We start from the raw sequence: 18,434 nt of genomic DNA, 5'->3' as shown, positions 1-18,434 counted from the left end.
CTTACTGAAATACGTAAGTGTGTTTTTATAAATAAATTACATAAAAAATCACTATAAAGGTGAAACTTTTGTGTATATAAACTGATATCTTTGAATTAGTAGTAAAATTACGTTAAAATAATACTAAGAAAATATATAAGTTTTGGGGGTAATGAATGAAAAAATTATTCGAATACGTATTATTAACAATTGGATCCATTATTGTAGCGGGCTCACTAGAACTTATTTTAGCGCCTAATGGCCTAGTAGACGGTGGGGTAACTGCGATTGCTATTATGGCAAATAAAGTTGCTGGATTACCGCTTTATGGAGTATTTTTAGGACTTAATATCCCAATTTTACTATTTACTGCAAAAGTAATGGGTAAGAAGTTCTTTATCCGTACGTCTTATGCAAATGTTGTTACAACACTTGGATTGATTTATTTAAAGCCATTTCCAGCAATTACAACTTCGGAATTATTAATTGTACTTTACGGAGGAGTTCTATTTGGAGTTGGTGTTGGGATCGTTGTAAAAATGGGCGGGGCAATTGATGGATCAGAAATGTTAGCTGTTTGGATGAACAAACACTTTAAAGTACCAATTAGCACATTTTTACTTGCTGTTAATGCAGTTATTTTCATTTTTGTTGCCATTTTATTTTCAATTGAACAAGCGATGTTCTCATTAGCTATTTTCTATATTGTTACGAAAATGATTGATTTCATATTAGATGGTATTAATCAAGGAAAGAGCGTTATGATTATTTCTGGGAAAAATAAAGAAATAGGCGATTTGCTTATGAAAGAATTGCAATTATCCGTTACGTATCTACATGGAGAAGGTGGTTTTTTAGGAGAGCACAAGAAAATCATTTATTGTATTACAAACCGTTTCATTTATCCAAAAATGAAAGATCTCGTTCTCTCTGTAGATCCAACCGCTATAATTGAAGCTTCTTATTCAACAGAAACAACTGGTGTTAAGCGTCCAGGAAGGACTGCTCGATCAGGAGACGTATTAGAAAAATAGTGTGTAAAATAACTCCACATAAGTATAACTTATGTGGAGTTATTTTACTTAGGGAACCAGGCTTCCTTTAGTAATTTGACTACAATCTCGATACTATCTTCGGGAATGCTGCCGAAACCGAGTAGTACATATGACGCCTCGCTTAAATTATGTACAGAATCATATGTAGAGAGTGGGTATAATTTGATTTGTTGGTTTGCAGCAGCATGAATAAGTTCTTGTTCGTTCATCCCATTATGAACATGAAGTACGATATGAAGCCCTGATTGTTCACCGAGTATATGAACGTTATTGCCCATTTCATTTGTAATAGATTTAACTAAAGAAATATGTTTTCTTTTATATAACGTACGACTTCGATTAATATGGCGTTCCCAATCCCCATTTTGAATAAAGGTTGCAAAGGCAAGTTGCTGCAGGGTAGAAACAGTTTGTTTAAACATGCCCCCAAGCGCTTTATAGATTTTTAAAAGATGAGGTGGTAAAACGATATACCCCATTCGCAAAGAAGGTAAAAAGGATTTCGAGAAAGTTCCCATATAAATAACGCGTTCATTTGAATCTAGTCCCTGTAAAGAGGGGATAGGTTTTCCTATATAACGAAATTCCCCGTCATAATCATCTTCAATAATATATCCTTCGCAATCATTGGCCCATCTTAATAATTCGAGCCTTCTAGATAATGGCATAATCATTCCAAGAGGAAATTGGTGAGATGGAGTGACGTATGCTACATTAGCACTTGATTCACGTAAAGCTGAAATATGAAGCCCTTTATCATCTAGAGGTATAGGGTGAACAGGAAGAGCAGAGCTTTGAATCATAGCAGTTATACGGTGAAATCCAGGGTTTTCGATTCCATATTCTTTTTTTGAACCAAGCAGTTGGAGTAGTAACCAAAGAAGAGGCTGCGTACCGGCTCCAATAATAATTTGATCAGGTGTAGAATGTACCCCGCGAGCATGATATAAATATTTTGAAATATGTTCTCGTAGAATGAACTCACCTTGAGGATCTTCTTTAGCAAATAATTCATTTTCATACTGGAATAAAGTTTCTTGTAATGCTCTTTTCCAGTTTGTAATTGGAAAAGCTTTTTGATCAATAAGGCCTTGGCTACAATCATAGTCATATTGTTCATTTTTAGTATTGTTAGCGCTGTTTGACGCAACGTGTTGTTTATTTTGAATGACATCAATATCAACTTCCACAACAAAAATCCCGCGCTTCGGTTTACTTTCTACATAACCTTCAGCTAGTAATTGTTGATAAGCAGATTCAACAGTAATACGGCTAACATTAAGTTGTATCGCTAAATTTCTGTGAGAAGGAAGGCGTGTACCGGCAGGCAGTGATCCCTGAGAGATTTCTCGTTTCATATATTCGTAAATTTGTAAATAAATTGGTGTTTTACTTTCTAATTGTAATGGGATAGTAAGATCCATTTTAAGAATTCTCCTTTAAAAACTGGCCATATAAAAAATAATCGAACTGTCACTTAAGTTAAGGGCAGTTACTTTTTATAATGATGATACAACATTTAGAAAATTTAATAAATAGAAAGAGGAGAATCAAAATGAATATTAGAGAAATAGTAACAGAAGCTGATTTACATGATGTATTCCCTGTATTACAGCAATTACGAACAAAAATTTCAAGAGAAGAAGCAAGTTCTTTATTTCAAAAAATGAAAAAAGAAAATTATAAACTACTCTCGTTACAGAATGAAGATGACGAAGTTGTTAGTCTAGCTGGTGTAGCGATTTGTACGAATTTTTATAATGAGAAACATGTTTTCGTATATGATCTTGTAACTGCAGAAGCTCACAGATCAAAAGGATATGGTAAGGTTCTGCTGTCATATGTAGAAAAATGGGGGGAAGAAAAAGGGTGCAGTTCTATCGTTCTTACATCAGCGTTTCCAAGAGCTGATGCACATCGTTTTTATGAAAGAGAAGGCTATGATAAGGTAAGCTATTCTTTTTATAAAGAATTATAATAGTAAGGGGGTTCTATGTGTGAGAACATATGGAACCCCTTTTAATTTAGAATTGAAGAATGAGGAGGGTTAATTACTTATTTTGTCGAATAGTCTCTTTATAATTGAGACGATAATATGGAATTAAAAGAAGGGTAGGGGAGTTCATACTTGGAAAAAATTCAGAAACTATTAATCCCAAAAGGTGTAAGAGTTATCGTAATATCTGATATTCATGGCGAATTAAATCTTTTAAAGGAATTATTACATAAAGTTAATTTTAAAGATGATGATTATTTAATTATAAATGGTGACCTTTGTGAGAAGGGGAACGATAGCATTGGCGTCGTAAACTATGTGATGGATTTAGTAGTTAGCAAGCCAAATGTTTATGTAGTTGAAGGGAATTGTGAAGTTGTAGTTGAAGCGCTTGTAAATGAAAATCCTGCGCTAATAAATTATTTATGTACGCGAAAAAATACAATTTTTAATGAATGGCTAGGGCAATTGAACGTTACAGTTAATGAAGAAAGTGATATTTGTGAAGTGAAAAACATATTGATGAGCTATTTTTCAAAAGAAATAAAGTGGCTAACAGAATTGCCGACAGCGATTGAAACAGAAGATTATATCTTTGTACATGCTGGTCTTGAAGATAGAGAGAATTGGAGACAAACAGACAGGAAAAATGCAATTGCAATGCCGGAGTTTTTTAATAAGTCACATAGAGCGGATAAGTACGTAATTGTTGGACATTGGCCTGTTGTGAACTATTCCGAGGAGGCGCCGTCTAACAATCCAGTTATTGATAAGGAGAAAAAAATTATTGCGATTGATGGTGGTAATGCGATTAAAGAAGCAGGGCAATTAAATGCATTTATTATTCAGAGGACAACTTCAGGTGATACGTTTTCTTATACATATGTAGATCATTTTCCGCAGTATGAAGTATTGGCCGATTTTAATGCGAATTCAGTAATGCAGGGCGGGGTTACATATCCGCATTATTATATAGAGCCTGTGGAGAGAATGAAAGGTTTTACCGTATGTAAACAACTAGGAACAAATGAATTACTTCATGTGAAAAACGAGTATATAAAGCAACTTGAATCAGGTGAGTATACAGTGAAAACGGATATTTCTTGTGCACAATTAAGCGTTAGAAATGGGGATGTTGTTTCTCTCATTGATGGTAGTTGTGCCGGATATGATTTAATTAAAAAAGATGGTGTAGAAGGCTGGATAGAGAAAGGAATTCTACTTGAGGTAGAAAAGAAGGGGAATACAATATTTAGCTAAAATGGGAGGGATATAACCTCCTATTTTTTATTAACTATGTTACGAGTTCGTACTTCATCTAATTTTTTCCGAAGTTCCGTTTCTAAATTAAACTCGAAAAAATAGGCTAATTTACATAAATAATTCGTATTTTATAACAAAATTATACAATATAATAAATGATATTTGTTTTGATTTTTCTGAAAAAATATTATAATTGTATATGAAATAAAGAGGAATGTAGGAGGGAATTATGCAAAACGTTATATTAAAGGGGAACAAAGTTACAATTCGTACAATTGAAGAATCAGATATAAAAACATTATGGAGCTTCATATATAAAGAAGAAAATCCAGAGTGGAAAAAATGGGATGCACCGTATTTTCCGTTCTCAATGCAAGAATATTCGTCCTATAAAGAGAAGATGCAAACTCGTTTACAAGAAGAACCGCTATCAAATTTAATAATAGAAAATAACGGTCAAATTATAGGGACAGTCGGATTTTATTGGGAACATAAACCGACGCGTTGGTTAGAAATGGGAATCGTAATTTATGACCCAGCATACTGGAATGGTGGATATGGTACAGAAGCATTAACATTATATAGGGACTTACTATTTGAAAATATGGAGATTGGTAGAGTAGGGCTTACAACTTGGTCTGGCAATGAAAGAATGATGAAAGTAGCAGAGAAAATAGGAATGAGCTTAGAAGGAAGAATGCGAAAATGCCGATATTATAACGGGACGTACTATGATTCTATTCGAATGGGAATGATTCGTGAAGAATGGGAAGCGCTACGTGTAACAAAGGGGTGAGGAAGCATGTACGCTATCATTGCTACATTTGATTGTGTGTTTACTAATAAAATTAAAGAATTGCAAAATGAATTAACGAATATAATTGAAACAAATGAACTAGCCGGAGTAGAACCACATATAACATTGGCTGATTATAAGGAGTTAGATGTTAATTTATATACGAAGAGATTAGAGGAGTTTGTAGCTTTTCAAGAGAACATCTCCACTGTAACTTTTCCTTCTGTTGGAACTTTTCCTACTAACGGAACTATCTTTCTAGCACCGACCATTACCGATGAATTATTAAGACTTCATCATTCTTATCATGATTATTTCAAAACTTTTCATGATAATTCGAATTCATATTACGTGCCAGGAAAATGGGTTCCGCATTGCACGATTTCTAATGGGTTAAATTCAAATCAATTTTTAAGTGTAATGGAATATATATGTGGAAAATTTGATGTTACAATAGCTTCGATTGAGAAGTTAAAATTAATTAAGGTAAATTATGAAAATGGTTTTGCCATTTCTTCTAGTATATTAGCAGAATATAATTTAATGAGAATGGAGACATCGAGATGACATATGTAATTAGAGAAATGAAGCAAGAAGATATTCATGCTGTACAAAACGTAGCAAAAATAGCTTGGCATGATACTTACGAAGGAATTATTCCGAGAGAGATTCAAGATAGTTTTTTAGAGGAAGCATATTCTGATGAAAAAATGAAATATCGTCTTAAAAATACACATTTATTCGTTGCAGAAGAAGAGGGAGAAGTAATTGGATTTGCGAATTTTTCACCTGTTAGACTGCAAAATGAAGCAGAATTAGGTGCGATTTATTTGTTACCAGATCAGCAAGGAAAAGGGATAGGAAGTGCTTTATTACAAAAAGGAATTTCAGCATTAAACGGAATTCGAAAAATGTACATTCATGTAGAAGCAGCAAACGAAAAAGGAAAGCGCTTTTATGAAGCGAAGGGTTTTGCCGAATTAGAGCAATTTGAAGAAGATTTTGAAGGACATTTGATGCAGACAATAAGGATGGTTTTATACATATAGGGAGGAGCAGGAATGAAAATATTTGACTTTAGCGAAAAAATGGGAAAGCACATATCAGTATTTCAATCTAATTTCATAATGTCGAAAATATTAAACCATCAAGGGAATATACATATCGGCGCTATGCATTTACAAGAGAATGGAATCATCGGATATCATGAAGCAGTTGTATCTCAACTGCTTCTTATTGTGGACGGAGAAGGATATGCGTGTGGAGCAAATAAAGAAAAAGTGAAGGTGGAAGCTGGACAAGCTGTATTTTGGACGAAGGGCGAATTCCATGAAACAAGTACGGAAAAAGGATTGATGGCAATTGTAATTGAGTCAGACGGTCTTGAAAATGGTATTTCAATGATGATTAGAGGGTAGGAGGGAGAAAGGAATGATTACAAAAGCGAATGAGAAAGAAACGGAAAAAATATTACATTATGCAGCTCAATCACTTTTCGAAGGAACGAGAGGGAATTGTCAGTTAAGTAAAGAAAAAGCGATTGAAATTACAAAGCCAATAATAGAAAAAGGGGCATATTATTTAGTCATTAAAGAAGAAAATAAAGTAATGGGATGGATATTAATAGGGGGAAATACAGACTATTTTTCTCGTGAAAAACTTGGATTTATATATGAGCTGTATGTGTTTTCAGAATATCGCGGGAGAGGATTATCGCGAGAATTGATGGAGGCTGGCATTAAGGAATTGAAGGAGAAGTATTCCGAAATTCGTTTGAACGTATTTGCTGGAAATTTTGCAAAAGAGATGTACGAAGAATTTGGGTTCATTGAAAGACAAGTAATTATGACTTTGAAGTGAGAAAATATTTCAAGCTGGAATAGCAAAATATAAAATAAAAGAAGCCGATGAATAAATCGGCTTTTTAACGATACATCGTCCACATTCCAATATCTTTAAACCCTAAACTTTTATAAATTCGTCCAGCAGCTGGATTGTTATAAAATAAGCAAAGCGTTCGGCCTTCTTTCGTAAAGTCTTGGATCATTTTCTGTAATATGAGCGAAGCATATCCATTCCCGCGATGATTCGGATGTGTGCAGACTCCAACAACCATAGCCGATAGTGAATTTTCAGCGGAAGTAGAAGCAGATGCGATAATAGCACCGTCTTTTTCAATATAATATGTACGTCCTGTATTTGTTTCGATAGCTTGCCTTAAAATTTTTTCTGATTCATTAGCAGTCGGGAATTCAGCGATGTTACTTCGTAATTTCATAATTCGTTCCATATCATCGAGTGAGGCAAGTTTAATTGTTTCATGAATTGGTGTGCTAGGTAAGTTGTTGTCATCTAGACATTCGCAAAAATACATTTCATTTTTAGTACCTAGTTGTATATTTGAAGCAGTTTCAAATCGTTCTACAATAGTTGACTTGCCAGAGAGTTTAAGCGGCTTATATGCGGAAAGAAGTGCCTCATAGTCAGCGACTATAAACTCTCCTTTACTATACGGTATAAATGTTTCATGGAAGCGTAGCAAAATTGATTTTAATGTTCCGTTCTCTTTGAATGCGCCCCATAATTCTTGAAAATCTGTGTCATAACCGAAAGCTTCAATATCTCCAATGATAAACAAGTTAAGGGCTGCTTCTTCTTTTAGGTAAGCGAATACTTGTTCATGATCTTTCTTTGTTAATTTTCTCATCATAAAAAATCGACCTCTTTTTTATTTTTCTAAATATTATAACTTAAGTTTTTTGAAATCAATATAAAATTTTATGTTTAGTTCACAAACTTTCGGAAAAACTAGGAAAGATATGACAAAGGAGGTTATGAACGGTGGATCATCCAATTCAAGGATTAATGAAAGCAGCAATGGAAAATTTGAAGGAAATGGTCGATGTAAATACGATTGTTGGAGAGCCTGTTCAAACGGCTGACGGTGGTGTAGTGTTAACGGTTTCTAAAGTAGCGTTCGGTTTTGGAGCAGGAGGTTCTGATTTCCAGACGAATGATGGACAAAGAGCGAACGGTAACCCTGCATTTGGTGGCGGTAGTGCGGGTGGTGTTTCTATTACACCAGTAGCATTTCTTGTAGTGAATAAAGATGGAGTAAATATTCTGCATCTACAAAATGCGACACATTTAGCAGAAAAAATAATTGAATTAGCTCCACAAACAATTGATAAAATTCAATCGATGTTCCAAACAGATGAAAAGAAAGAGGGAAATCATCACCCTCAAAACCCAGATGAAATCCTTTAAAAACGCCTGCTCATAAGCAGGCGTTTTTTCTTGTAATCAGTATGTAATAAAACACATGAAATTGTAAATAGTTTTTGAAGTTTTTTCTATGTTTCTAAAATTTTTCATGTTAAAATATGCTATAGAATTGAAACATATAAAACGAAGGTGGCTAGGTGCTTTGTCTGGAGGATCTGACCAAGTAAACAATATGATATATATTAATGGTAATCGTCGGGGTCATTGTTTTATTACATCTGGAATTACGTTTAAAGAGTTTGCAAGTAACATCCCTTCACCGCTTCATCAAGTATTGCTTTTAAAGCATAATTTTGAGTGGACAGATTTTCATTATCATACTTTATTTGAATATGTTGAGGAAGAAAACATACATAAACTCATTCAAGCAGAGATTGATGAATTTGATGAATTTTGTTGGGTAGATTTCGATGATGCAAGCGATTTAGATGAGTTAGAGCCAAAAGAAATTGCAGAATTATTATATTTGGCTCACAAAAAAGAACCACTTGGAAGAACGTTCTTCCCATTGTTGAAGAATAGATTCGTTTATTTTTCACATGATGACGGTTGGTACAACAAAGTGTATTACCGTAGAATCGGTGATTTTGTAGGAATGCTAAGTAAAGTCATTCCATATAAACTCGGTTCGTTTGGAAAGAAACGTTTTACTTTCTTCCAAAAATCAAAAATTTTCCCAGCAATTTCAAAGGAAGTTATCCTTGGGCTTATGCCGTTAATGGAAGATGGATTATACATTGATTTAGCGGGGAAAATTGAGTCGAGAAGAGGTCTTGAAATTCCGGTATATGTAGTAGGATCATTCGAAAGTACGGATGAGGTACTAGATAATATCGATGAATTGAAAGCGGAAGCAACAGAAACGGGTTGGCTCATTTTTGATAAGAAAGAACAAGAGTGGCAATGGGTTGTAGACTAAGAAAACTTGGCGCATGAAGTCAAGTTTTCTTGTCTTTTGAAAGGAGAACAAATGAAGAAATATTATACAATTGTGGGTATTATAAGTATTATTCTCGTGGCAATATTACTTATAACTTGTCCGAAAGAATCAGATTTTAAATTGTATTTAGAGGATAAGTATGCATTGAAATGTGACGAGAGTAGCTTTGAATGCACGCAAAATGTAGATGGAAAAAAAGAGAAATTACAGTTTGAAAGTATTGATGCACGAAATGGTGTTTTCTTTATGACTGTAAAGCAAACGTATAAAACAGAAGCTGGTGTTACGAAAGAATATAGCGGAGTAGGTATATTCGGTACATTTCTTTTTGTTTCAGAGAAGACTTTCTAGTAATAGAAGGTCTTTTTTTTATGCTTATGTTCATATAGATGAAGTAAGACAAGCATAGGAGGGGTATTGATGAAGAAGGGATGTATCGTTTGTGGTGGTGAGGAGTTTTTTTCTTCAACATTATATGCACGTACGAAACAAGATTGGGCATATGCGCCAAACATGTACCGATTTGAAAAGGTGTTTATTGAGCATAGAGATGAAGAAAATTATCCAGTTTTTCAAGAAATTACAGCGAAGCATTGTTGTGGATGCGGTCATATCATGTTGTATCATGAATGAACACACCAAGTATAACTTGGTGTGTTTTTTTTAAAACGCTGACAAAGCAAGCGGATAGAGTAAAGTAAATAAAACAGAAAAACTACCAAAACCAATTGCGGTATATCCAAGTGTTCTCGCTCCAAAATTGACAGCTAATAAGCCAACTAAAATAGCAAGGGAGCCGAGTGTAACAGGATAAAAAGCAATGGAGAATAACGAAAGAAATAATGCGACATAGCCGATCATTGCACCGGTATTTGTACCTTCTATTTCATTTGCAATTTCTTTGCGCTCATGTCTAATCGGAATACCAGCCGGAGATATTTCAGCTGCATACTCTTCGTTTTTTTCACCACTTTTAAAATGATGATTTCTCTTTCTTCGCATGTACATCCCTCTCTTTCAATTGGGTGTATCTATAGTATCTTTCATAAGGAGCAGAACATGAGTATGAGTTAAACCCAAGTAAAGCAAAAATTGGAGAAAATAGATTCCGTTGTTATCCTGTTTATCCCGCTATTTGCCGTGCAGTAAGACCCCCACCTCAAAATTCGGCTGGAGCAAAGAAGTTAGATGGGAGTCGGGCTGCCAGTAAAAGCCCGATTGGTTCAAATAATAATCAGTGGGGGGACGAACAAACACCCCCACTGATTAAAGTTTCACTTTATCTCCTTATGAAGATAAACAGGGATTTTGGAACATGATGTAGAATGAAATGAATGATAATACGTGAAGGTAGGGGAATGTATGGCGAAGTTTAATTGGCATGAATCGGCAGAGAAAAAATGGGATAACAATGCAGAGTTTTGGAATCAAAATAGTCAAGAAATGTGGGATAGCGGGAGCAGGAGTACAATCATTCCATTTTTTGAGCAGTACGTGGAAAAGGAAGTACAAGTGTTAGATGTTGGCTGTGGTGATGGGTATGGTACATATAAATTAAGTCTTACTGGCTACAAAGCGGTTGGGGTGGACTTATCGGAAGTTATGATTCAAAAGGGTAAGGAGCGCGGAGAAGACCCAAACTTATCTTTTATAAAAGGTGATCTTTCTTCATTACCATTTGAAAATGAGAAATTTGAAGCAATTATGGCAATTAATTCTTTAGAATGGACCGAGGAGCCGTTGCGAGCATTAAATGAAATAAAGCGTGTTTTAAAGAAAGATGGATACGCATGTATTGCAATTTTAGGACCGACAGCAAAACCGAGAGAGAACAGTTATCCGCGCCTATATGGCAAAGACGTTGTTTGCAATACGATGATGCCTTGGGAATTTGAACAGTTAGCAAAAGAACAAGGATTTGAAGTTGTAGATGGTACCGGCGTATATAAGCGCGGAGTAAATGAGAAGATGTTAGGTCAGCTACCTACAGAGTTACAACAAGCGTTAACATTTTTATGGGTATTTATGTTAAAAAACGTATAACAAAATTGATGGGTTTTAGGAGGTAAATAAGTGCAGAAAATACAAAAAACTGATACAATATCATCAGAATCAATTAAAGGGGGACTAGGGTATATGACAACTACTACAACAGTTAAATCTGATATTGAAATCGCACAAGAAGCAAGTATGAAGAAGATTCAAGAAATTGCAGCTAATTTAAATATTTTAGAAGAAGAACTAGAGCCATACGGACATTATAAAGGCAAGTTATCTCTTGATATTTTTAAGCGTTTACAAGATGAGAAAGACGGTAAAGTTGTTTTAGTAACAGCGATTAACCCAACTCCAGCAGGAGAAGGTAAATCAACAGTAACAGTTGGTTTAGGTCAAGCTTTTAATAAAATTGGTAAGAAAACAGTAATTGCACTTCGCGAACCATCTCTTGGACCAACAATGGGATTAAAAGGCGGAGCAGCAGGTGGTGGTTATTCTCAAGTAGTACCAATGGAAGATATTAACCTTCACTTTACTGGAGATATTCATGCGATTACAACTGCCAATAACGCATTAGCGGCGTTCATTGATAATCATATCCAACAAGGAAACACACTTGGAATTGATACGCGTAAAATCGTTTGGAAACGCTGTGTTGACTTAAATGATCGTGCCCTTCGTAATGTAGTAATTGGCCTTGGTGGACCGGTTCAAGGTGTACCACGTGAAGATGGCTTTGATATTACAGTAGCATCTGAAATTATGGCCGTATTCTGCCTTGCAACAGATATTCAAGATTTAAAATCACGTCTATCTCGCATTGTTGTCGCTTATAATTTTTCAAATCAACCTGTAACAGTTAAAGATTTAGGAGTAGAAGGAGCGTTAACACTTCTATTAAAAGATGCATTAAAACCGAACTTAGTACAAACATTAGAAAATACACCAGCTATCATTCATGGCGGACCATTTGCGAATATCGCTCACGGTTGTAACAGTGTTATCGCTACGACAATGGCAGCAAAATTAGGTGATTATGTTATTACAGAAGCTGGATTCGGTGCAGATTTAGGTGCCGAGAAGTTTTTAGATATTAAAGCACGTGCAGCTGGTATTAAACCAGAAGCGGTAGTTATTGTTGCGACTATTCGTGCGCTTAAAATGCACGGTGGTGTTGCGAGAAATCAATTAAAAGAAGAAAATGTAGATGCGTTAGCAAAAGGTATGGAGAACTTACAGAAGCATGTTGAAACAATTCAAAGCTTCGGTGTTCCTTTCGTAATTGCCATTAACAAATTCATTACTGATACAGATGCAGAAGTTGCATACTTACAAGAATGGTGCAATGAGCGTGGCTATGCAGTATCCTTAACAGAAGTTTGGGAGAAAGGTGGCCAAGGCGGAGTTGACCTTGCTGAGAAAGTGTTAAAAGAAATTGAAAAAGGTGAAAACAACTACGCACCACTTTATGAATTAGAATTACCATTAGAAGAAAAAATTCGTACAATTGCTCAAAAAGTGTACGGCGCAAAAGATATTGAATTTGCTCCGAAAGCACGTAAGCAATTAGCTCAATATGAGGGAGAAGGTTGGAGTAACCTACCGATTTGTATGGCGAAAACACAATACTCTCTTTCAGATGATGCAACAAAATTAGGTCGCCCATCTGACTTTATCGTTACAATTCGTGAATTAAAACCATCTATCGGTGCAGGGTTTATCGTTGCGTTAACAGGAACAATGTTAACAATGCCAGGCCTTCCAAAACAGCCAGCTGCGCTGCAAATGGATGTAAATGAAGATGGAAAAGCAGTAGGTTTATTCTAAAAGGTTGTAATTCATCTCGTTTATCTGTAAACTATATATACATCAAGTGGCGCCTTTCCATCGAAAGGCGCCTGTTTTTTGGAGGAAATTATGTTTGATCCAACTGCTTTTGAAAATTTAAAGGTAATTGTGGAAGGAGCTGTCTATGATTTCGATTTACACGGTGATATTCTCGTAACGGATCGAAAAGATGTGATGGACCTTGCTTCATTAAGTCGTATGTATAGTATTTCATTTCAACTAACAGAAACATTTAAAACGATGGTAGAGGCGACATTTTCACTATCTGTTGATGCAAAGAATTTATCAGGTGAAATATTAGAAGTACCTCAGTTTATACCAGGTTGTGAAATGAAGCTGGAATTCTCGTTCGAAATGGAGCAACCAGAGATAGGATGCGAAGAAATTGAAACTTTATTGCATTCTATATGGGGAAAAGAGCGAATGATTACGCAAAAAATTTCATACGAATATAATAAGCAAGCGATTTCATATCATAATAAGGTAGAGGTTCTATTTCAAAAATCGATTACAGAAGACCATGTTGATGATTTAATAGCTGTTATTTCACACATGATAGAAACGGTGCGAACAATACAACATTTTCTTCAAAAATAGAGATAAAGGAGAAAAACAAATGATAAAAGATATGCAACCATTTTTACAACAAGCTTGGGAAAAGGCTGGTTTTAAAGAATTTACTGAAATTCAAAAACAAGCGATTCCAACTATTTTAGAAGGACAAGACGTTATTGCTGAATCTCCAACTGGAACAGGAAAAACATTAGCGTACTTATTACCACTTTTACATAAAATTAATCCTGAAGTTAAACAACCTCAAGTTGTAATTTTAGCGCCAACTCGTGAACTTGTTATGCAAATTCATGAAGAGGTTCAAAAGTTTACAGCAGGAACGGATATTTCAGGTGCGTCTTTAATTGGCGGTGCGGATATTAAGCGCCAAGTTGAAAAATTAAAGAAACATCCGAGAGTTATTGTCGGTTCACCAGGACGTATTTTAGAGTTGATTCGCATGAAAAAATTAAAGATGCATGAAGTGAAAACGATTGTATTTGATGAGTTTGATCAAATTGTAAAACAAAAGATGATGGGTGCTGTACTTGATGTAATTAAATCAACGATGCGCGATCGTCAATTAGTATTCTGCTCGGCGACAATAACAAAAGCTGCAGAAGATGCGGCACGTGATTTGACAGTTGAACCACAATTAGTACGTGTAACACGTTCAGAGGCACAGAGCCTAGTTGAACATACGTATATCGTTTGTGAGCGTCGTGAAAAAAATGATTATATTAGAAGAGTTATGCATATGGGAAATGTAAAAGCAGTTGCCTTCTTAAATGATCCATTCCGTTTAGATGAAATTACTCAAAAACTGAAGTTCCGTAAAATGAAAGCAGCAGCACTTCATGCAGAGGCAAGCAAACAAGAGCGTGAAGTAACGATGCGCGCGTTCCGTAGCGGGAAATTAGAAATATTACTTGCTACTGATATTGCAGCACGTGGATTAGATATCGATGATTTAACACACGTAATCCACTTAGAGTTACCAGACACAGTAGACCAATATATTCACCGCTCAGGACGTACTGGACGTATGGGCAAAGAAGGAACAGTTGTTTCTCTTGTAACAGAACAAGAAGAGCGTAAATTACTTCAATTTGCGAAAAAATTAGGTATCGTGTTTACGAAACAAGAAATGTTCAAAGGAACATTTGTAGAATCGAAACCACCGGCACCAAAGAAAAAGAAACCAGCTTTTACTGGTAAGAAAAAACCTAGATAAATAATGAGAAAGACGTAACTATGCGTAGTTACGTCTTTTATGTTTATTGGTAAAGTAGTGAACGAGTCAGTTGATAAATTTCGTGAAGAAATACATATAAAATAAAAATGTTACAGTTGGCGAGATGGTAACTATGCCTTCTGTTGAGACTCCCACGACTAAAGTCGCAAGCCCGAATCCTTACGGATTTACGGGTGGGATTCTTGAATGACTAATCGTTCGCAATCCATTTCTGCTTTGAACAGCCTTCAAGATAAGGGCATCTCATTGCCCCTCCTAAACCAGACCATAAAGGTGCTTAGGCTGATTGACTGTTATCATCAATCACAGTTGCGTAGCGAATATTCATCGCTCCAACGATATCACGATGTGTCTTAAACCCACACGAACACTTATATTTTCTATCTCGAGCCTTATTCTTTTTAGCACATTTCGGACAACTTTGACTTGTATAAGCTGGATTCACATATTCAATCTGAATACCAGCTATCATTGCTTTATAGGCAATAAATTGTGACAAACGATAAAATGACCAAGTGTGTAGGTTTTTTTCGTTTTTACGGCTTGTTCTTGCCGTCTGTCTTATATTCGTTAGTTGTTCTAATCGAATGACAGAAATATGATTTGCAATCGCAAAATTAATAATCGCACGACTTATTTTGTGATCTTTATCTTGCATCCATCTTTGCTCTTTATCATCCATTCTTCGAATGGCTTTCACTTTTTTGTCTTTTCCTAACTCCTTACGGACACTACGAAACTTACGCTTTTTATATTTATTGTGCCTACCATTCCCAAGGAAACGAACTTTATCATCATCTGTGATTGCTACTGCAGGGACCTTGAGACCTAAGTCTATGCCTAAAATTTTCGTTCCTGTCCTTTTATTGATAGGAAGTGTGACAGATATTTGGGCTATCCACTTATTCGATTTCTTTGTAATGCGAAGTGTACCTAATTTATGTTTTAACAGATTCAGATTACGATTGTTTTTATCACTTAATAAAGCTCGGATTTTTACACGAGTCGACTTTCCATTTACCTTAAATGGGATTGAAATATAAGTAGGATCAAATGAATAATTTTGATTGTTCCATACACAAACAGGTCTCTTTATAATTGGAATGATTTTATAATGACTTTTCTTTACTTTTGTAGCAAACAAACTTTTCGCGTCTTTAATCGCTTGATTTTTCACTGCGCTGGGGATATTTGCTTCAATATCTTTTGTGCTTTTTTTCGTACTTTTTTTTGCTTCAACCATTTCTGATACAAGCATATTCATGACTTTGATATACTCACGACTACTTTCTTCCAATAAACGACTTTGTTCTTTTGTTGGAATCAATTTCACTTTCGCTGTTAGGGTCTGTGACATACGTTTCACCCCTTGTTTTTGATTTTCAACATATTTTCATTTGCTACATTTTTAGCTGTAGAAACAAAATAAGAACGTGTCCATAAACTTTGCAACGTTCTTCTATAATCATTTACCATAGTTACAATGTATCATTTATTTTCGAAAAATCACAACAAAAAGATCCAATGAAACTACCTATACTTTGTATACATAAAGTACCATGAACCTTACGATTTTTAGTGGTACTCCGTATCCAACCTTACTTTTAGCCCATGCCTAAAGGCGATGGGCTTTCTCGTTCGGAAAGGGCTGTAAAGTATTTAACTTTGCTGATAGTGAAGGAATTACTTTGCAGTAATGGAAAAAAATAAATAATTATATAGTTATGTGAAAATCCCCCTCGTAAATAATGAGGGGGATTAAATATTTGAAGTCAATTTTTTATTAGCGAGTTGTTCTATAAAAAATGTTCCTTTTTCAATTGCAGTCTCAATATAACCAACGATTTGATCAAATGAAAACACTTGTAAGTTTTCGTGCAAGTGTTGCTCAGGATATAGCATATCTTCAAAAATATATTGCCGAAAAGCTAAAACATTCTCTCTAGAAACCTCCTCTATATTCACAATGTTAGCCTCTTGATTAAGTAGGGCGAAGAGCTGCTGTTCTTTATCGTAATGATGCAACAATTGTGCGTTCAATAATTTAAAATCGTTATAGTACATAGGTGCGATAGTTTCGTCGTTTTCTATTCTGTTTTTAAGCCAAGGTAGAAAAAAGCCGCTTAGCCAATTATCATCGGCAATGAGGTGGGTATAATAACCTAAAATATAAGGGGAATCCATATGATCTTCGTATTTATGAATAAATGAATCATAATCTATTCTTCTCGTATAGTTCTTCGTTGTACCAGCGTAAAAATGGGAAGTTCCTTTTTCTTTTTTTGAATGAACAGCATCAGGAGCTACACCACCAAGTAAGAAAGAAGTTTTATCTTGAATAGATAGTTTCTCAGCAATACCGCTCGCGATAATGATATGCATAATTCGTGATCCCATGAATAACACCTCTATTTCATGTATTCATTTTAGGGAGCTGTCTGAACGTGTAGTATTACTTTCCCTGTACTTTGTCTACTTTCGACCCATTCATGTGCTTTCCCTGCATCTTGAAGAGGAAAAGATTTCGTAGCTTTAATTTGTAAACTTCCATCGCGTAAATAACGGAAAACTTCATTCGCAGTTTCTTGAAGCAATTCAGGACGTTTTTTCCGTGTAGTGCCAAAGCTGAAACCGAGTATAGAACGGCAACTTGCGTGTAAATCTTTCGTTTGAAAACTACCAACTTCTCCGCTAGCATTGCCGAAATGGACGAGGCGACCGTAATAAGCAAGGCAGTTTAAACTTCTTTCAGAAACAGTTCCAGAAATAGAATCTAAAACAATATTAACGCCTTCTCCGTGTGTAAGCTGATTTACCCTCTCTACAAAATCTTCATCTTGATGACAAATAACATAATCAGCGCCAGCATCTAAAGCAATTTTTCTTTTTGCTTCACTTCCGACAGTCCCGATTACTTTTTTAGCCCCTAATAATTTTGCGAGTTGAATCGCGGTAGTACCAATTCCTCCAGCAGCTGCATGAATTAGAACAGATTCACCTTGTTGAATCCTTGCAACATTTGCGAGTAAATTATAGCTTGTAAAAGATACGATAGGGCAAGCGGCTGCAGTTTGGAAATTAACTTCATCAGGTAATACAAAAGTAAGATTTTCGTTCGCGACAACATATTCAGCGTAAGAGCCATTTTGAGGAAAAGTAATGACACGCTGGCCAGGATGAATGTTTTTTACATGAGAGCCTACGTGTTCTACAATACCAGCTGCATCTATCCCTGGAATAAAAGGTAAGGATTTGTTTCCTTTTTTGCCATAACGTGATTTAATATCGGCGAAATTAACACTAGTAGCAACAACGCGAATTAAAACTTGATTATCTGAAATTGTAGGAATATCCATGTCCGTATATTTCAACACTTCAGGACCACCGAATGAAGTTACAACGATAGCTTTCATATACATCCTCCTAAATTTGACTATATATATTATTTTAAATCTTCATTAGGAATT

At 35.3% G+C, this 18,434-nt stretch carries 22 protein-coding genes; 16 read left to right on the top strand and 6 right to left on the bottom strand.

What is annotated here, in order from left to right:
- The first annotated feature begins 155 nt into the window (after window positions 1–155).
- Window positions 156–1,013, top strand: a complete 858-nt coding sequence (locus MR066_RS13660) for a YitT family protein (protein ID WP_242247471.1) — start codon at window positions 156–158, stop codon at window positions 1,011–1,013.
- A 44-nt stretch (window positions 1,014–1,057) separates the two neighbouring features.
- Here the strand turns inward: MR066_RS13660 and pdxR are convergent, their stop codons facing one another.
- Window positions 1,058–2,458 carry a MocR-like pyridoxine biosynthesis transcription factor PdxR gene (pdxR, locus tag MR066_RS13655; protein WP_242247470.1) on the bottom strand — a complete coding sequence of 467 codons (1,401 nt, stop codon included), beginning with the start codon at window positions 2,456–2,458 and terminating at the stop codon, window positions 1,058–1,060.
- Between the two features lie 131 nt (window positions 2,459–2,589).
- On the opposite strand from pdxR, the gene MR066_RS13650 reads away from it, so the two are divergent.
- From MR066_RS13650 to MR066_RS13620, 7 genes are all read left to right on the top strand, one after another.
- Complete coding sequence (locus MR066_RS13650; RefSeq protein ID WP_088032670.1) at window positions 2,590–3,012, top strand: GNAT family N-acetyltransferase; 423 nt, start codon at window positions 2,590–2,592, stop codon at window positions 3,010–3,012.
- A gap of 150 nt (window positions 3,013–3,162) precedes the next feature.
- Window positions 3,163–4,290 carry a metallophosphoesterase gene (locus tag MR066_RS13645; protein WP_242247469.1) on the top strand — a complete coding sequence of 376 codons (1,128 nt, stop codon included), beginning with the start codon at window positions 3,163–3,165 and terminating at the stop codon, window positions 4,288–4,290.
- Window positions 4,291–4,522: 232 nt separating this feature from the next.
- The gene (locus MR066_RS13640; protein ID WP_242247468.1) at window positions 4,523–5,089 is read left to right on the top strand and encodes a GNAT family N-acetyltransferase; all 567 of its coding nucleotides are present in this window, start codon (window positions 4,523–4,525) and stop codon (window positions 5,087–5,089) included.
- A 6-nt stretch (window positions 5,090–5,095) separates the two neighbouring features.
- Complete coding sequence (locus MR066_RS13635) at window positions 5,096–5,656, top strand: 2'-5' RNA ligase family protein (RefSeq protein ID WP_242247467.1); 561 nt, start codon at window positions 5,096–5,098, stop codon at window positions 5,654–5,656.
- A complete protein-coding gene (locus MR066_RS13630; RefSeq protein WP_201051972.1) occupies window positions 5,653–6,138 on the top strand; it encodes a GNAT family N-acetyltransferase in 486 nt (161 codons plus the stop codon). Before MR066_RS13635 ends, MR066_RS13630 begins: the two co-directional genes overlap by 4 nt.
- A gap of 12 nt (window positions 6,139–6,150) precedes the next feature.
- Window positions 6,151–6,507, top strand: coding sequence for a cupin (locus tag MR066_RS13625; protein WP_242247466.1), 357 nt, complete (start codon window positions 6,151–6,153; stop codon window positions 6,505–6,507).
- A gap of 13 nt (window positions 6,508–6,520) precedes the next feature.
- The gene (locus MR066_RS13620; protein ID WP_242247465.1) at window positions 6,521–6,949 is read left to right on the top strand and encodes a GNAT family N-acetyltransferase; all 429 of its coding nucleotides are present in this window, start codon (window positions 6,521–6,523) and stop codon (window positions 6,947–6,949) included.
- A gap of 64 nt (window positions 6,950–7,013) precedes the next feature.
- On the opposite strand, the gene MR066_RS13615 is transcribed toward MR066_RS13620, so the two are convergent.
- Window positions 7,014–7,799, bottom strand: coding sequence for a GNAT family N-acetyltransferase (locus MR066_RS13615; RefSeq protein ID WP_242247464.1), 786 nt, complete (start codon window positions 7,797–7,799; stop codon window positions 7,014–7,016).
- A 131-nt stretch (window positions 7,800–7,930) separates the two neighbouring features.
- Here MR066_RS13615 and ytfJ point away from each other — a divergent pair, with 131 nt between their 5' ends.
- The 4 genes from ytfJ (at window position 7,931) to MR066_RS13595 (ending at window position 9,947) form a co-directional block, all read left to right on the top strand.
- Complete coding sequence (ytfJ, locus tag MR066_RS13610; RefSeq protein ID WP_002127061.1) at window positions 7,931–8,356, top strand: GerW family sporulation protein; 426 nt, start codon at window positions 7,931–7,933, stop codon at window positions 8,354–8,356.
- Between the two features lie 160 nt (window positions 8,357–8,516).
- Window positions 8,517–9,293, top strand: a complete 777-nt coding sequence (locus MR066_RS13605) for a hypothetical protein (RefSeq protein WP_002085994.1) — start codon at window positions 8,517–8,519, stop codon at window positions 9,291–9,293.
- A gap of 51 nt (window positions 9,294–9,344) precedes the next feature.
- Window positions 9,345–9,665: a hypothetical protein gene (locus MR066_RS13600; protein ID WP_242247463.1), complete on the top strand. Its 321-nt coding sequence runs from the start codon at window positions 9,345–9,347 to the stop codon at window positions 9,663–9,665.
- 69 nt (window positions 9,666–9,734) lie between these two features.
- Window positions 9,735–9,947 carry a hypothetical protein gene (locus MR066_RS13595; RefSeq protein WP_002012518.1) on the top strand — a complete coding sequence of 71 codons (213 nt, stop codon included), beginning with the start codon at window positions 9,735–9,737 and terminating at the stop codon, window positions 9,945–9,947.
- Window positions 9,948–9,977: 30 nt separating this feature from the next.
- Here MR066_RS13595 and MR066_RS13590 read toward each other — a convergent pair whose 3' ends face one another.
- Window positions 9,978–10,316 carry a hypothetical protein gene (locus MR066_RS13590; RefSeq protein ID WP_001253195.1) on the bottom strand — a complete coding sequence of 113 codons (339 nt, stop codon included), beginning with the start codon at window positions 10,314–10,316 and terminating at the stop codon, window positions 9,978–9,980.
- A gap of 360 nt (window positions 10,317–10,676) precedes the next feature.
- Here MR066_RS13590 and MR066_RS13585 point away from each other — a divergent pair, with 360 nt between their 5' ends.
- The 4 genes from MR066_RS13585 to MR066_RS13570 all read left to right on the top strand — a co-directional run bounded on the left by MR066_RS13585 (window position 10,677) and on the right by MR066_RS13570 (window position 14,946).
- Complete coding sequence (locus MR066_RS13585; RefSeq protein ID WP_002085991.1) at window positions 10,677–11,357, top strand: class I SAM-dependent methyltransferase; 681 nt, start codon at window positions 10,677–10,679, stop codon at window positions 11,355–11,357.
- Window positions 11,358–11,450: 93 nt separating this feature from the next.
- Window positions 11,451–13,139, top strand: coding sequence for a formate--tetrahydrofolate ligase (locus tag MR066_RS13580; RefSeq protein WP_033708354.1), 1,689 nt, complete (start codon window positions 11,451–11,453; stop codon window positions 13,137–13,139).
- Between the two features lie 90 nt (window positions 13,140–13,229).
- Entirely contained in the window at window positions 13,230–13,757 is a 528-nt protein-coding gene (locus tag MR066_RS13575; protein WP_002065080.1) for a hypothetical protein, read from the top strand.
- Between the two features lie 19 nt (window positions 13,758–13,776).
- On the top strand, window positions 13,777–14,946 hold the full coding sequence (locus tag MR066_RS13570; protein WP_002012513.1) for a DEAD/DEAH box helicase: 1,170 nt from the start codon (window positions 13,777–13,779) through the stop codon (window positions 14,944–14,946).
- A 298-nt stretch (window positions 14,947–15,244) separates the two neighbouring features.
- Here MR066_RS13570 and MR066_RS13565 read toward each other — a convergent pair whose 3' ends face one another.
- From MR066_RS13565 to MR066_RS13555, 3 genes are all read right to left on the bottom strand, one after another.
- A complete protein-coding gene (locus tag MR066_RS13565; RefSeq protein ID WP_242247462.1) occupies window positions 15,245–16,324 on the bottom strand; it encodes an RNA-guided endonuclease InsQ/TnpB family protein in 1,080 nt (359 codons plus the stop codon).
- Window positions 16,325–16,725: 401 nt separating this feature from the next.
- Window positions 16,726–17,364 carry a zinc dependent phospholipase C family protein gene (locus MR066_RS13560; RefSeq protein ID WP_098635340.1) on the bottom strand — a complete coding sequence of 213 codons (639 nt, stop codon included), beginning with the start codon at window positions 17,362–17,364 and terminating at the stop codon, window positions 16,726–16,728.
- Window positions 17,365–17,393: 29 nt separating this feature from the next.
- Window positions 17,394–18,380 carry a quinone oxidoreductase family protein gene (locus MR066_RS13555; protein ID WP_002141439.1) on the bottom strand — a complete coding sequence of 329 codons (987 nt, stop codon included), beginning with the start codon at window positions 18,378–18,380 and terminating at the stop codon, window positions 17,394–17,396.
- Window positions 18,381–18,434 lie beyond the last annotated feature (54 nt).

It is taken from the genome of Bacillus cereus group sp. BfR-BA-01523, assembly GCF_022662615.1.
Taxonomy (GTDB): Bacteria; Bacillota; Bacilli; order Bacillales; family Bacillaceae_G; genus Bacillus_A; species Bacillus_A mycoides.
This window is presented reverse-complemented; position numbering and strand designations above follow the sequence as displayed.

Bases quoted from the DNA above. Each gene is read 5' to 3' on its own strand.
- MR066_RS13635 (WP_242247467.1), top strand. From the start codon at position 5,096: ATGTACGCTATCATTGCTACATTTGATTGTGTGTTTACTAATAAAATT.
- MR066_RS13625 (WP_242247466.1), top strand. From the start codon at position 6,151: ATGAAAATATTTGACTTTAGCGAAAAAATGGGAAAGCACATATCAGTA.
- MR066_RS13575 (WP_002065080.1), top strand. From the start codon at position 13,230: ATGTTTGATCCAACTGCTTTTGAAAATTTAAAGGTAATTGTGGAAGGA.
- MR066_RS13595 (WP_002012518.1), top strand. From the start codon at position 9,735: ATGAAGAAGGGATGTATCGTTTGTGGTGGTGAGGAGTTTTTTTCTTCA.
- MR066_RS13570 (WP_002012513.1), top strand. From the start codon at position 13,777: ATGATAAAAGATATGCAACCATTTTTACAACAAGCTTGGGAAAAGGCT.
- MR066_RS13660 (WP_242247471.1), top strand. From the start codon at position 156: ATGAAAAAATTATTCGAATACGTATTATTAACAATTGGATCCATTATT.
- MR066_RS13600 (WP_242247463.1), top strand. From the start codon at position 9,345: ATGAAGAAATATTATACAATTGTGGGTATTATAAGTATTATTCTCGTG.
- MR066_RS13590 (WP_001253195.1), bottom strand. From the start codon at position 10,316: ATGCGAAGAAAGAGAAATCATCATTTTAAAAGTGGTGAAAAAAACGAA.
- MR066_RS13565 (WP_242247462.1), bottom strand. From the start codon at position 16,324: ATGTCACAGACCCTAACAGCGAAAGTGAAATTGATTCCAACAAAAGAA.
- MR066_RS13640 (WP_242247468.1), top strand. From the start codon at position 4,523: ATGCAAAACGTTATATTAAAGGGGAACAAAGTTACAATTCGTACAATT.
- MR066_RS13560 (WP_098635340.1), bottom strand. From the start codon at position 17,364: ATGGGATCACGAATTATGCATATCATTATCGCGAGCGGTATTGCTGAG.
- pdxR (WP_242247470.1), bottom strand. From the start codon at position 2,458: ATGGATCTTACTATCCCATTACAATTAGAAAGTAAAACACCAATTTAT.
- MR066_RS13650 (WP_088032670.1), top strand. From the start codon at position 2,590: ATGAATATTAGAGAAATAGTAACAGAAGCTGATTTACATGATGTATTC.
- MR066_RS13615 (WP_242247464.1), bottom strand. From the start codon at position 7,799: ATGATGAGAAAATTAACAAAGAAAGATCATGAACAAGTATTCGCTTAC.
- MR066_RS13585 (WP_002085991.1), top strand. From the start codon at position 10,677: ATGGCGAAGTTTAATTGGCATGAATCGGCAGAGAAAAAATGGGATAAC.
- MR066_RS13630 (WP_201051972.1), top strand. From the start codon at position 5,653: ATGACATATGTAATTAGAGAAATGAAGCAAGAAGATATTCATGCTGTA.
- MR066_RS13580 (WP_033708354.1), top strand. From the start codon at position 11,451: ATGACAACTACTACAACAGTTAAATCTGATATTGAAATCGCACAAGAA.
- MR066_RS13620 (WP_242247465.1), top strand. From the start codon at position 6,521: ATGATTACAAAAGCGAATGAGAAAGAAACGGAAAAAATATTACATTAT.
- MR066_RS13555 (WP_002141439.1), bottom strand. From the start codon at position 18,380: ATGAAAGCTATCGTTGTAACTTCATTCGGTGGTCCTGAAGTGTTGAAA.